Genomic DNA, 12995 nt, shown 5'->3' with positions numbered 1-12995 from the left:
TTTTGTACGATGATACCATTTGGTTTGTAGCAGCAAGCTAGTACCATTCATCCAAATCAAGAAAAGCATATTGCCCTGAAGTGTATTCTAACAATTGTTTTTCTTACATACTCAAAGGAGGATTTAAGCAATGGCAGAACGTTTGGTAGGTAAACCAGCCCCAGATTTCACGATGGAAACCGTAACGGGCGACGGTAAGGATTTCGGTAAGGTAAGCTTGTCCGACTATCGCGGCAAATGGCTTGTATTCTTCTTTTACCCGCTTGACTTCACGTTTGTATGTCCGACAGAAATCACAGCGCTGAGCGAGGCTGCAGCTGATTTCACCGCGCTTGATACCGAAATTCTTGGTGTGAGCATTGACTCGGTCCACAGCCACAAAGCATGGATCACTACACCTAAGGATTCCAACGGCCTCGGCCCGATCAGCTTCCCGCTGGCTTCTGATATTACGAAGAAGGTTGCCAGTGATTATGGCATTCTGATTGAAGAAGAAGGCGTGGCACTGCGCGGCTTGTTCATCATCGATCCTGAAGGTGAGCTGAAATACCAGGTAGTCAACCACAATGACGTAGGACGCAGCGTAGAAGAAACGCTTCGTGTTCTGCAAGCCCTGCAATCAGGCGGACTGTGCGCCATGAACTGGAAACCGGGCGACAAAAATCTGTAAATCCGGGCTGGCATAAACAGCGATCTTTGATATACTAAGAGAACCTCCTTGCGGGAGAAATTCCCGCCGAGGGGGTTTTTTGCACCAAACAGCCCGTAGTTAACGGCTTCCCGGTTTGAATTTGGGCATACAGGTTAATTATAGCTTCAAGGGAGAGGAATCTCTTCTGTCATTTTGTAATACACTAATACGAAATCAATGTAAAATGCCAAGGAGGGTGAACAAAAATGAGCTTTTGCTGTGGAGCGAGTATGGTTGGAACGAAGGGAACCCTAAAGCATTATCGCACGCAAGTCCATAATGTTCCCCTGCTTTTTTGCCCGGTCTGCCATCGGGTGGAGGTGCATTATAAAGTCGAAAACGAATATGAAATCCTTGCTGAATATGCCCATGGCGACGGTGTTACTGATGTTGATTTCCAGGATTATGTGATGGAGGACGAGGAAGCCATTTTCGAGAACGTGATCAATGTGGAGAGCGAAGATCCGCTGAGCATTATACGGAGCCAGATTGATATGGCTCTTGATCTGCTGGCCGTCGCCAAGCAGATTGAAGACACCAAATGGGAGCGTGAGCTGAAGAAACGGCTGGCAGTAATGAGCCAGCGCCGCCACCGCTTACAGCAAAAAGCCTGAACCACACAAGCTGCTCCTTAAAAAGCCTGTTAGGCTGAGCCTTCGCCATAGCGGAGGCTTTTTTTTGCAGCGTGGGGAGCCAACAGCGGAGGGAAACTGGTTTCACCGGATTTTTCAGTGTGCCTTTTGAATCATTTTAATAATATTTTTATGATTCGACAGTTTCTCTGATTGCGTTGTCTGCTTCACTTGGATATGATTGGAATATAGTTGAAACGGTTGGATAATATAAAACGATTTCCGAATGTTCTGGCGGCTTCGTCATATACTCAAATACATAGTAATTTGATGTCGCTTAAGCGTCTTCGTCAAATGCAGTAAAAGGGGGAACTTCGTATCGTGATAAGCCAATATCAGGAAAGCTTGCTTTTGCCGGCGAGAACGTTTCAATCTGGACCGATGAACACTACATATGAGGATGTACTCGAGCATATTGACAGCGGAATTTTGCTTTTTGATGAAGAGGGTGTCCTTACGTTTGTGAACAAGCAAATGTATGGCATTCTGGGATTGAGCAGGCATTCGCTTCTGGGCTGCACCTTGATTCATCTGTTGTCCCATATCCAGTTGAACCGTTTCAAGAAGAAGCTGGTGCTGCGCGGGTATCGTGAAATGATGAAGAAAGGTAAGCCAAGCTATGAGTTTGTAGATGAATACGGTCGTTATTGGAAGGTAACTCTGTGCAGCGGCGAGCAAATGAAGGGCTGCTACCTGTTCACGTTCAAGGAAATCTCCGATTACAAGCTGATTGAGCAAACTGCATATCAGAACGACAGTCTGGCGATGCTTGGCAAGCTGTCCGCTTCCATCGCCCATGAAATCCGTAATCCGCTGACGGCGATCCGGGGATTTATTCAATTGCTGCATCCCCATCTTCATCAACTGGGCAAAGAGGAATATGCGAAGATTATATTAGCGGAGATTGATCGTGCCAATGACATTATTCATGAATTTCTGACCTCCTCCAAACCTTCAGTGCCTCAGGTCGCAATGATCCCTGTATCGGCACTGCTCAAAGAAGTGGTGCTGCTTACAGAAAGCGAAGCTTTGATGAAAGGCTGTGAGATCAATCTTCATCCGCTTCAGGAGGATATGATTATTTCAGGCGATATCAAACAGATGAAGCAGGTAGTTCTCAATATGATAAGAAATGCGATGGAAGCGATTACCGAAAAGGTTGATGATTCCATGGGCAAGATTGAACTGGAGGCACGCAGAGAAGGTGCCGAGGTTCGTATTTTTATTACCGACAACGGCAAAGGAATGGATATCTGTACCCTGGACAGGTTGTTTAATCCTTTTTTCACCACGAAGGAAAACGGGACGGGGCTTGGATTGTCCGTCAGTGAGCGGATTATCAAGAACCATGGAGGCTACATTTCCGTCAGCAGCCGGCTTAACGAGGGAACGCGCTTTGTCATTTCACTGCCGCTGATTCATTAATACAATAACATACTAAACTGAGCTATAATGGTTCATGAGAGGCTGATTCCTGCGCAGCAAGTCTGTGCAGGAGATCGGCCTCGCTTGCGTTATTGGGAAGGAGCCATCATTTGAATTACAGCCAGGAGGGATTTCTATCGACATTCATTGGAGCAGCGGCAGCTCGTCAAAGACATTAAAGGGTGATGCACTATGTGTGATTATAGCCGAGACGGAACTTGAAGGTGGCAAGCAGGCTGGTGAATGGACAGGGAAAATAAATCTGCTCGCTCAAGCGGGGCTGTTTGCCGGCAAGCTGAACCAGACCTATGTTCTTCCGGCAGAAGGGCAGCCCGGGCCTGCGGCAGTTATTCTGGCAGGCAGCGGGAGCGCCCTTCTGGGAGCGGAAGAGCTTCGTGTTATAGCTGCCCAGGCAGCCCGCGCCGCACTCCGGCTGAAAGCAGCCAGGCTCATCATCCGGATTCCGGACAGCCTGAGCCTGCTGACCGCTATAGGAGCCGAAGCGGCCGGGCAAGCACTCGCGGAAGGTCTTGTTCTGGGAGCTTACCGCCGGACACACTACAAACGGGAACAGCCGGTTTATACAGGCCTGGAGTCTGCCGTATTTCATCTGGAGCGGAATGCCGTGGAAGCAGAGTCGAAAGAATGGACGCAGGGAATCGTACGGGGGAAGGCATTTGCCGAAGCAACCAATCTGGCGCGCAATCTTACCAATCTCCCCGGCAATCTGCTTACGCCCTCAGAGCTTGCGGTGGCAGCGATTGAAGTTGCCGAGCGGCATGGATTTCCGGCAGAAGTGCTGGATGAGCTTGAAATTGAACAAAAGGGCATGGGCGGCCTGCTGGCCGTCGGCAAAGGAAGTGCGCATCCTCCGCGCATGATCGTTATCCGTTATCAGGGTACCGCACGGTGGGAGAATGTCACGGCAATTGTCGGCAAGGGCATTACCTTCGACACCGGCGGTATTTCGCTCAAAAGAGCGCCGGGCATGGAAGAGATGATCAGCGATATGGGCGGGGCTGCTGCTGTGCTTGGCGTAATGGAAGCCCTGGGCATTCTGCGCCCGCAGATCAACGTGGTGATGCTAATTCCTTCTGCAGAGAATATGCCGGCAGCCAATGCCTTCAAGCCGGGAGATATAGTCACCTCGTTGAGCGGGAGAACGATCGAAATCCTAAATACCGATGCTGAAGGAAGGGTTGTGCTGGCCGATGCGCTCACCTATGCCCGGGAGTGGGGCGCGGAACGGATTATCGATGTGGCGACGCTTACAGGAGCCGTGCTCTCGATTCTTGGGGATATCGCTACGGGAGCCGTAACCAATGACGAGGGAATGATGGAAGCGTTCCGGGCAGCCTCCATAAGGTCCGGAGAGAGAATCTGGCAGCTGCCGGCCTATCCTGAGTTTCGGGAATTGCTGAGAAGCGAGGTTGCGGATCTTCGCAATACGGCGGGGAGATACGGCGGCGCCGCTACAGCAGGATTGTTCATCGGTGAGTTCGCGGATGGTCTGCCATGGATTCATCTGGACATTGCCGGGACAGCCTTTCTGCCGAAGGAACGCGGAGTGAACCCGAAGGGAGCAACCGGTGTCATGGTGCGTACGCTGCTCGAATATTTGCTGCATTTAAGTCCCGGCGAAGAAGCCGGAGCTGCAGATGAAGTTGAAGGCTGAAGCCATTTTGAAAGAGATTTCAAGCAAAAGCCGCAAGGCCCGGGTTGCCGGAGCCTTGCGGCTTTTGTATGGAGATATAAGAAATTCTATGCTTCAGCATATGCGTACGGCTCAAAATGCCTGCTGTTCCGGTTAGCTGTTCTTTTTAGCTCTCACTTGGGAAGCAAAAGACTGAATGCCGTTCATAACCTTGTCACGCGCGTCTTTGTTTCTGAGCAAGTAGGCTGCTCCAAGCGCTGCCGTAGTAAATAACGTCTTTTTGGTATTCATGTGTAATTCCTCCTTGGGTTGGTCTGGCTGCAGTTGCTTATAACTAACATACCCGCATCCCCGGGTTCTTAAACGAATGGGTTCACAATGGCGGCCTGTCAGGCCTTGGCTTAATGCTTGGGCTCTGCCGGTTCTCCGCAGCAGGAAAGAGGGGAAGCGGAGGAGGCGGATGCACAGCTCTTCCCCTTGTCACAGCCGGCGCAGGCCCCTTCTCTTCCCTTTTGCACGTGACGGCAGATCATCCAGCCGGAATAGCCGAATACAAGTGAGATAATCAATACGTTAATGACCATTGCAGTACCCCGCCTTCTCTTCAGAAAGTTTTGCCCATTACCATTCTATGCCAATCCCAACAATCGGCCGCCCTGAAATATGAATAACGCAACCAAGTACGCCAGCACCAGCGAGTAGCCCATGGAGAAAAAGGTCCATTTCCAGGCTGCAGTTTCTTTCTTGATAACCCCGACAGTAGCCAGGCAAGGAATATAGAGCAGGATAAAAGCCATGAAGCTGACCGAGCCCAGCGGTGTGAAGACCTGCGAGATTTGACTTTGCAGTCCGGCGGTATCCGGAGCATGGTAGATAATATTCATGGTGGACACCACCACCTCTTTGGCCAGAAAGCCGGGAACCAGCGTGGAGCCGGCCTGCCAGGTTCCAAATCCAAGCGGCTGCAGCAGCGGTGCAATCAGTCCGCCGAATTTTGCCAGGAAGCTGTGGTCCATATCCACATTGTAGCCGGCAGGACCCGCATAGGACATCAGCCAGATAATGACCGAACCGGCAAGAATGATTGTACCTGCTTTGCGCAGGAACCCTTTGCCTTTTTCCCAGGTGCTGCGTCCCAGTGTCTTAAGCTGCGGCATGCGGTAAGGAGGCAGCTCAATGATGAAGACGGAGGACTCGTTCTTGAACAAATGCTTGGAGAACACTTTGCATAAAATAAGTGCGAACACAACGCCCAGCACATACATCGCCATTACAGCGGTGGCTTGCCGGGCCGGGAAAAAGACAGCTGCGAACAGCAGATACACCGGCAGCCGTGCGGAACAGGACATTAGCGGCATAAGCAGTGTCGTCAGCATGCGGTCCTTGGGCTGTTCAATACTGCGGGCGGCCATAATTGCCGGAACGTTGCAGCCGAAGCCGATAATAAAGGGAATGAACGCTTTGCCATTGAGGCCCATACGCTCCATCGTGCTGTCCATCAGCAGGCAGACACGAGCCATATAACCGGAGTCCTCGAGGAAAGAAATCATCAGGAACAGGATGAAGATCTGCGGAACAAAGACCACAACCCCGCCAACCCCGCCGATGATTCCGTCAACGATGAGTGCATGTGTGAAGCCTGATGCCCCGATTGCCCCAAGCAGGAAATTGGCCCCGTCACTGGCAGGTCCGGAAATCAAGCCATCCACAAGATCCGATAAAGGTCCGCCGATCCAGTCAAAGGTTGTCTTAAACATCGCGTACATAAAGACGATGAACAGCGGCAGACCCAGAAAACGGTGGGTCAGTATGGAATCCAGTCTTTCCGTTAAATTATGCGGCTTCAGCCTTGCCGTATCCATTGCGGCTGCACAGAGGGAACGGATGTAATCCATCCGTACCGAACGAATCCATTGAGGCAGCGTCAAGGCCAGCTTGCCGCTCTGCAGCGCGGTCTGGCAGGTATCGCAGATCAGCATAAGACGGGAGGTGTCCATACGCTTCTTCAGCAGATCAAGAACGACCGGATTCTGCTCCATCAGCTGCAGGGCAACCCAGCGAAGATTAGGCAGCCCCTGAATTGACTTCAATTCTGCTTCAATGGAAGAGACGGCCTCCTCGGCCAACTCTCCGTAATCCAGCCTGAAGCTGACTTGCGGAATCCCTGAGGGCTGCTTCAGAACGCTGAGAACTTGTCCGGCGCCTTTCCCGGTTCTGGCAATCAGCGGCAGCACGGTGATGCCAAGGCGTGACTGCAGCACCTCATGATTGACAGCGATACCGCGGGCACTGGCAACGTCGATCATATTCAGTCCCAGAACAGTGGGTTTGCCATATTCGAGCAATTGCAGGGTAAGCAGCAGGTTGCGCTTAAGCTGAGAGGCGTCAACAATGTTAATGAGGGCTTCCGGAGATTCCTCAATCAGATATTGTGTGGCCACGCCCTCATCACGGGAGAGGGGATGCAGCGAATAAATACCCGGGAGGTCGATCAGCTTGCCGGCGCCGTTCTTGAGGCTGCCGACTTTTTTCTCCACCGTTACGCCAGCCCAGTTGCCCACATATTCATAGGAGGAAGTCAGTGTATTAAAAAGCGAGGTTTTGCCGGTATTCGGATTGCCTACGAGTGCTATGGAACTCATCAGACGTTCACCTCGATTTTGGAGGCTTCCTTCCTGCGGATGGCGAACAATTGACCGTTGCATTCCAGGGTAATGGGGCCTAAAAAAGGCCCTTTACCTTTCAGACGGACCCTGACGCCTTCAGACACCCCAAGATCAGCCAAGCGGCGCCGCAAGATGGGGTTCATTCCTTCAATTCGCACGATGGAGCCGGTTGAGCCCGGTTGTAAGCGCAGTAAGGAGCAGGATGCAGAAGCCATTTAAATCCCTCCGGGAGATATTGATAATCAATCTCAATATTTTCTTGTACTGTAGCATTTTGGCTTGTTTTTTTCCATGATTTTTATCATTGAATGCCCCGTGTGAAAAGAGTTATGTAAGAAATCTGAAATTTTCTTTACAATTGTTTCTTGGCTACAGTATTATTGAACGATAATGACTATGGAAGTCCGTCCAGGCGGCAAAATGAGGGTTATAGTTGAAAGGAGAACACAATGGTGAAGAGTAACCAGAGCAAAATTGTCGATTGCACCATACGCGATGGGGGACTGGTGAACAACTGGGATTTCAGTGTTGAGTTTGTGCAGAATCTGTATGCCGGCCTGAATGAGGCCGGTGTTGATTATATGGAAATCGGGTATAAAAATTCACCCAAACTGCTCAAGGGTGCAGAGGGTGCCGGACCCTGGCGGTTTCTGGATGATGATTTTCTGAGAAAAGTCATTCCGCAGAAGGGGCACACCAAGCTCTCCGCGCTTGTGGATATTGGCCGGGTGGATGAGAATGACATTCTTCCCCGCAGTGAAAGCATGCTGGACCTGATCCGCGTAGCCTGCTACAGCAAAGATGTGGACAAGGCCCTGCAGCTGGTGCAGACCTTCCATGACCTGGGCTATGAGACGACTCTCAATATTATGGCTTTGTCGAATGTCATGGAGAACGAACTGCTGGAGGCCTTCGAGCAGATCCGCGAAAGCGTTGTGGACGTTGTGTATATTGTAGACTCATACGGCAGTCTGGACCATAACGACGTTCATTATCTGGTGGAGAAGTTCCAATCCCACCTGCCGAATAAGCGCCTGGGCGTACATACCCATAATAATCTGCAGCTGGCCTTCTCCAATACGCTGATCGCTGCCGAAAAAGGCGTAGAACTGCTGGACGCTTCCTGCTACGGGATGGGGCGTGCCGCCGGTAACTGTCCAACCGAGCTGCTTGTTACTCATTTGAAGAATACCAAGTACACGCTCCGGCCAGTGCTCGATATTGTTGAGCGGCTGATGATTCCTTTGCGCGAGAAGGAAGAATGGGGATATATCATTCCTTATATGATTACAGGCACGCTGGATGAGCACCCGCGCTCCGCAATGGCGCTGCGTTCATCGGAGGAGAAAGACAAAGCGGTTGAATTCTATGACAAGCTCACCACGCCTGAAGTGAATTTTGGAGATAAATAAAGGCTTCACAAGAAGCACTGAACTCTAAAAACAGGGGGAGGTGCTTTTTTCTGTAACTTTACAGGGCTGTCCAGCCGATATTTATACATAGGACATAAATATATCCATCCACTTATTATAGATATCATTTTCAGACGCGAGGGACCTAATGAGAGAAGAAGAGAAAAAGACCATCTATGCGGCGGTTACAGGGGCCGTGCTGTTCCTTCTGAGTCAAATTTTTCGTACACCGCCGGGAAATATAGAGGATAAGGATTTGCTGTCCGCCCTTTTCCTCATCGCCGGGTGCTGCAATGCCGCACTTGGTTTTGCGATTTTTGCCCAGGGCTGGCTGTTCTTCGCCAATCGGTTATCCAAGGCAAGGCTGTACACCTCTGCTCTCTTCTTGGGCGTATGCATTTTTGATTTTTTACATACGCTAAGCTTTGCGGGTATTCCTGAGATATCTTCCTATGTTAATTCTGCGCAATCCCTGTGGCTGCTTACCTTCTCCCGCTTGGCCGGCGCATTGGGGATTTTGTTCATTTTTGGCAGAGCGGACAAGCCGGTAGCCGCCTCCGGCAAAAATAAAGTATTCCGGAAATCCTTTGTGCTGACTCTGCTGGCTCTGGCCCTGTTCATTTTCGGGTATGCGGCTGCTCCGCAGATGGCGGGATATGCCTGGGTAGCCGGGCTGAAGCATATGCTGGATCTGACCGTGCTTTTTATATATCTGCTTGCAGTAGGCCTTATCGTATATCCCGGCAAAAGGGAAAAGTCGGCTTCCCTGCTGATCATTATCCGTTCATTGATCTTTCTCGCTCTTGGCCAGGTATTCTTTATGAATCCGCTTGGTGTTGGGGATATGGATTATTTGTTCGGGCTGCTTAGCAGCGGGGCAGCCTATTACCTTCTGCTGACAGGAGTGTACCGGCTTACAATCGAAGAGCCTTTTCAGGAAAATGAGCAGGCTGAAGCCCGGATTAATTATCTGGCATACCATGATGATCTGACCGGCCTGCCGAACAGGCGCCGCCTGATGCAGCGGGTGGAAGAGCTTGTAATTCAAAGCGAACAGGACAAGAGCTGCGGATTCGCTGCGCTGGTGATTATGAATATTAATCATTTCAAGAATATCAACGACTCGCTTGGACATTACGCCGGGGATCTTCTGCTTCAGCTGGTTTCGCAGCGCATTGGAAATGAAGCGAAGCTGAATGAAGAGCTGTACAGCATGGGTGCGGATGAATTTGCTTTTCTTATGACCGACCGGACGGGCGTAGAGAACTGCCTGATTCGGGCGGGAGAGCTTCTGCAGCTGTTCGAAACGCCGGTACAGCTGGAATCGGGAGAATATCATATCTCGCTCAGCCTGGGTATGAGCGTCTACCCTGGCGACGGGGAAACGGCGGAGCAGCTGATTCAGAATGCGGATACAGCCGTTCACAATGCCAAGGACCAGGGGGTTGAAATCCGCCGCTATATCCCGGCAATGCAGATGAAAGCAAAGGAGCGCCTAAAGCTGGAGAATGATCTTCGCCGGGCGCTTGAGCGGGACGAGTTCTATCTGGTCTATCAGCCGCAGGTACAGCTCGACACTGAGAAAATTGTGGGCATGGAGGCGCTGCTGCGCTGGAATCATCCGAAGCGCGGCCTGGTGTCGCCGGTGGAATTCATTCCGATTGCCGAGGAGAGCGGCCTGATTGTTCCCATTGGAGAATGGGTGCTCAAAACGGCATGCCTGCAGAATAAAACGTGGCAGAACGCCGGTTACCGGCCGATCTGCGTCTCGATTAACCTGTCCATGCGCCAATTTCTGCAGCCGGATCTGGCAGGCAAGATCGACGATATTCTGCAGGAAATCGGCCTTGACCCCTGTTATGTGGATCTGGAGATCACAGAAAGCATGACGCTGGATAAAGAGACTGCGTTCGATCAATTGAACCGTTTGAAGAGACTGGGCGTTTTTATCAGTATTGATGATTTCGGCACAGGCTACAGCTCCTTGCATTACCTGAAGAATATGCCGATAGACCGGCTGAAGATCGACCGCTCCTTCGTGTCGGAAGTCATGGAGGACAGCAATAACGCAGCCATTGTATCAACAATAACGTCTATGGCCCATCACTTGAAGCTGAAGGTAACGGCGGAAGGGGTGGAGAATCAAGAGCAGCTCCATTTCCTGCGCCAGCAGCACTGCCATGAGGCGCAAGGCTATCTGTTCAGCAAGCCCGTCCAGGCTGCCGAATTCGAATTGTTTTTTCTGAAGCCTTCGCTGGGAATGCCATCTTAAGAAAAGTGAATAAAACCCATGGGGTTGCATTTTATTCATGGGGATGCTACAATGAATTTTGTCTTCACTTTGCATTGCGGGTGTAGTTCAATGGTAGAACTTCAGCCTTCCAAGCTGATAGCGTGGGTTCGATTCCCATCACCCGCTCCAAACTTTCAACTCTGAAATCCTTGTTGCGCAAGGGTTTTTTTATTTTTCAGGAAATTTTTTTATTGCAGATAAGGCGGGTAGAAAGCAGGAGGGCGGTTAAGGATGTGGTAACCGTACTGAACCTGCGGGCTCTGCTTTTCAGGAGGATACTGGTCTGAAAAGCTTGCGCCTGTGGAAACGGCGATAGGGCGGATTTAAGTTTACTTTTTCCACTTGGGTTTCCCGCAGCGTCTCAGCAGGAAGATCTATAGGTGCTAAAAAAGCCAGGGCCTCCGCATGACGCGGAAAACCTGGCTTTTACTACGCCGGTATGGCCTGTTTCCTAGACAGTCTTCAGGAACTCGACAAGGGTCAGCAGGCCTTTATCAAAATTCTCAAGATTGAAATGCTCATCCGGGGCATGAAGGTTCTCGTCATTCAGGCCAAAGCCCATCAGCACCACCGGCGCCTTCAGAATGCGGGAGAAGCTCTCCATGATCGGGATGGACCCGCCGTCTTTGGTGAAGAGGGCACGGGTGCCGTATACCTTGCCGTAGGCATCCGCCGCCGTTTGCAGGATAGGATTCGCAGGGTCGATGTTGAAGGCGCGGGCTTTTTCCATCTGCTTCACCTGTACCTTCGCTCCTGCCTGGATGTGGGCCTTTAGATGAGCTTCAATGACATCCAGAATATGCTGAGGGTCCTGGTCGCCTACAAGGCGGCAGGTGATTTTGGCATGGGCTTCCTTGGGGATCACTGTCTTGCTGCCTTCACCCTGGAAACCGCCGTAGACACCGTTCAGCTCAAGCGTTGGCCGGGCACCGACCCGCTCCACGAAGCTGAAGCCTTCTTCCCCGTACAATTGCTCCAGGCCAAGACCCGCTCTGATCTTGTCTTCATCCACGCCCTGCTTCGCAAATTCTTCACGCAGCAGCGGTGAAATCCCGGGAACGCCGTCGTAGAAGCCCTCAACGGCAACGCGGCCTTTATCGTCATGGAGCGAGCTTAGCAAAGAGACAAGCGCATGCAGCGCATTCGGCACGCCTCCGCCGTAGGAACCGGAGTGAAGATCTGTCAGTGCAGTGTTTACGCTGACCTCCAGGGAGCACAGACCGCGCAGACCGGTGCAGATGGCCGGGCGTCCGCGTTCCAGCAGGGCGGTGTCCGAGACAAGAACAGCATCTGCTGCGAGCTTGTCCTTGCTGGCTTCCAGAAATGGCGGCAGATTGGCGCTGCCGATTTCTTCTTCGCCTTCAATGCACAGCTTGATATTGACCGGCAGTGTGCCCTCCTGCTTAAGGATGGCCTCAATGGCCTTGATGTGCATAAATACCTGGCCTTTGTCATCGGTTGCACCGCGCGCGTACAGCTTGCCGTCACGGATTTCCGGCTCGAACGGCGGTGTTGTCCAGAGGTTAAGCGGATCGACCGGCTGCACATCATAGTGGCCGTAGACCAGAATGGTCGGCTTGCCGGGTGCATGCAAATAATCGGCATAGATTACAGGGTGGCCTGCGGTGGAATGAAGCTCAATATTCTCCAGCCCGGCACGCTTCAGGGTGTCCAGCAGCCAGTGGGCTGCGGACAATACATCTTCCTTGTGGGCAGAGAGAGCGGAAATGCTGGGGATGGCCAGCCATTGCTTCAGTTCGGCCAGCTGAGCTTCACGCTCAGTCTGAAAATAAGCTTCATAAGACATAGTGATATGTACCTCCTTGGTGTTTCGCTGCGAAAAACCGGCTGAATCAGCCGGCACGGCATAGCGGCAATGCGCCGCAGTCTTTTTTTGGCAGTGGAATGCCTCCATTATACTGGAGAACTCGTGATGGATCAAAAAGGATTGGTGAAACGGCCTATCCTTATTCTACCCATCGGCTGGAAATGCCGTTCCCCTCAGGTTGTTGATTACGAACAGCAGCCATGATAGACTTAGTTAGCTTAAGCGGCAAGAAGGCACTGTCACATGTCTGACCGACATACAGGCAACCATCTTGTGCTGCCGCTGAGCGCGCCTACAGAGTGGGTTAATTGGGCAGATTTTCCGCATATGGCGGAAGCGACAGGAGCGGAATAACGGTGTCATTGAATTCCAATACAAGCCTCGATTCCGGGGC

Annotated in this window: 11 protein-coding genes and 1 tRNA gene; 7 read left to right on the top strand and 5 right to left on the bottom strand. The window is 51.4% G+C overall.

Annotated features, from left to right (window positions below; genetic code table 11):
- Positions 1-130: 130 nt before the first annotated feature.
- From HYD27_RS22080 to HYD27_RS22065, 4 genes are all read left to right on the top strand, one after another.
- Complete coding sequence (locus HYD27_RS22080; RefSeq protein ID WP_219218706.1) at positions 131-670, top strand: peroxiredoxin; 540 nt, start codon at positions 131-133, stop codon at positions 668-670.
- Positions 671-897: 227 nt separating this feature from the next.
- Complete coding sequence (locus HYD27_RS22075) at positions 898-1305, top strand: hypothetical protein (protein ID WP_219218705.1); 408 nt, start codon at positions 898-900, stop codon at positions 1303-1305.
- Positions 1306-1644: 339 nt separating this feature from the next.
- Complete coding sequence (locus HYD27_RS22070) at positions 1645-2748, top strand: ATP-binding protein (protein WP_219218704.1); 1104 nt, start codon at positions 1645-1647, stop codon at positions 2746-2748.
- 73 nt (positions 2749-2821) lie between these two features.
- Positions 2822-4423, top strand: coding sequence for a leucyl aminopeptidase (locus tag HYD27_RS22065; protein ID WP_483874577.1), 1602 nt, complete (start codon positions 2822-2824; stop codon positions 4421-4423).
- 132 nt (positions 4424-4555) lie between these two features.
- Here the strand turns inward: HYD27_RS22065 and HYD27_RS22060 are convergent, their stop codons facing one another.
- The 4 genes from HYD27_RS22060 to HYD27_RS22045 form a co-directional block, all read right to left on the bottom strand.
- Positions 4556-4693: a hypothetical protein gene (locus HYD27_RS22060; RefSeq protein WP_219218703.1), complete on the bottom strand. Its 138-nt coding sequence runs from the start codon at positions 4691-4693 to the stop codon at positions 4556-4558.
- A 110-nt stretch (positions 4694-4803) separates the two neighbouring features.
- Positions 4804-4986 carry a FeoB-associated Cys-rich membrane protein gene (locus HYD27_RS22055; RefSeq protein ID WP_219218702.1) on the bottom strand — a complete coding sequence of 61 codons (183 nt, stop codon included), beginning with the start codon at positions 4984-4986 and terminating at the stop codon, positions 4804-4806.
- A 45-nt stretch (positions 4987-5031) separates the two neighbouring features.
- Positions 5032-7044 (bottom strand): ferrous iron transport protein B, encoded by a 2013-nt coding sequence (feoB, locus tag HYD27_RS22050; protein WP_219218701.1) that lies wholly within the window; start codon positions 7042-7044, stop codon positions 5032-5034.
- A complete protein-coding gene (locus HYD27_RS22045) occupies positions 7044-7283 on the bottom strand; it encodes a FeoA family protein (protein ID WP_228745253.1) in 240 nt (79 codons plus the stop codon). The genes feoB and HYD27_RS22045 overlap by 1 nt, the downstream gene beginning before the upstream one ends.
- 234 nt (positions 7284-7517) lie before the next feature.
- Between HYD27_RS22045 and HYD27_RS22040 the strand changes: the two genes are divergently transcribed.
- The 3 genes from HYD27_RS22040 to HYD27_RS22030 all read left to right on the top strand — a co-directional run bounded on the left by HYD27_RS22040 (position 7518) and on the right by HYD27_RS22030 (position 10902).
- Positions 7518-8480, top strand: coding sequence for an aldolase catalytic domain-containing protein (locus tag HYD27_RS22040; RefSeq protein ID WP_219218700.1), 963 nt, complete (start codon positions 7518-7520; stop codon positions 8478-8480).
- Positions 8481-8628: 148 nt separating this feature from the next.
- Positions 8629-10752: a putative bifunctional diguanylate cyclase/phosphodiesterase gene (locus HYD27_RS22035; RefSeq protein ID WP_219218699.1), complete on the top strand. Its 2124-nt coding sequence runs from the start codon at positions 8629-8631 to the stop codon at positions 10750-10752.
- Between the two features lie 76 nt (positions 10753-10828).
- Positions 10829-10902 (top strand) — tRNA-Gly (locus HYD27_RS22030).
- A 322-nt stretch (positions 10903-11224) separates the two neighbouring features.
- Here HYD27_RS22030 and HYD27_RS22025 read toward each other — a convergent pair.
- Positions 11225-12580, bottom strand: coding sequence for a dipeptidase (locus HYD27_RS22025; protein WP_219218698.1), 1356 nt, complete (start codon positions 12578-12580; stop codon positions 11225-11227).
- Between the last annotated feature and the right edge of the window lie 415 nt (positions 12581-12995).

Source organism: Paenibacillus sp. S150 (genome assembly GCF_019352175.1).
Classification (GTDB): domain Bacteria; phylum Bacillota; class Bacilli; order Paenibacillales; family Paenibacillaceae; genus Paenibacillus_AQ.
Note: the sequence above shows the minus strand (reverse complement) of the source record. Positions and strands in the feature narration are given on the sequence as shown.

Excerpts from the sequence above, each read along its gene's own strand:
- HYD27_RS22080 (WP_219218706.1), top strand. The coding sequence starts at position 131 with ATGGCAGAACGTTTGGTAGGTAAACCAGCCCCAGATTTCACGATGGAA.
- HYD27_RS22075 (WP_219218705.1), top strand. The coding sequence starts at position 898 with ATGAGCTTTTGCTGTGGAGCGAGTATGGTTGGAACGAAGGGAACCCTA.
- HYD27_RS22060 (WP_219218703.1), bottom strand. The coding sequence starts at position 4,693 with ATGAATACCAAAAAGACGTTATTTACTACGGCAGCGCTTGGAGCAGCC.
- HYD27_RS22055 (WP_219218702.1), bottom strand. The coding sequence starts at position 4,986 with ATGGTCATTAACGTATTGATTATCTCACTTGTATTCGGCTATTCCGGC.
- feoB (WP_219218701.1), bottom strand. The coding sequence starts at position 7,044 with ATGAGTTCCATAGCACTCGTAGGCAATCCGAATACCGGCAAAACCTCG.
- HYD27_RS22045 (WP_228745253.1), bottom strand. The coding sequence starts at position 7,283 with ATGGCTTCTGCATCCTGCTCCTTACTGCGCTTACAACCGGGCTCAACC.
- HYD27_RS22040 (WP_219218700.1), top strand. The coding sequence starts at position 7,518 with ATGGTGAAGAGTAACCAGAGCAAAATTGTCGATTGCACCATACGCGAT.
- HYD27_RS22035 (WP_219218699.1), top strand. The coding sequence starts at position 8,629 with ATGAGAGAAGAAGAGAAAAAGACCATCTATGCGGCGGTTACAGGGGCC.
- HYD27_RS22025 (WP_219218698.1), bottom strand. The coding sequence starts at position 12,580 with ATGTCTTATGAAGCTTATTTTCAGACTGAGCGTGAAGCTCAGCTGGCC.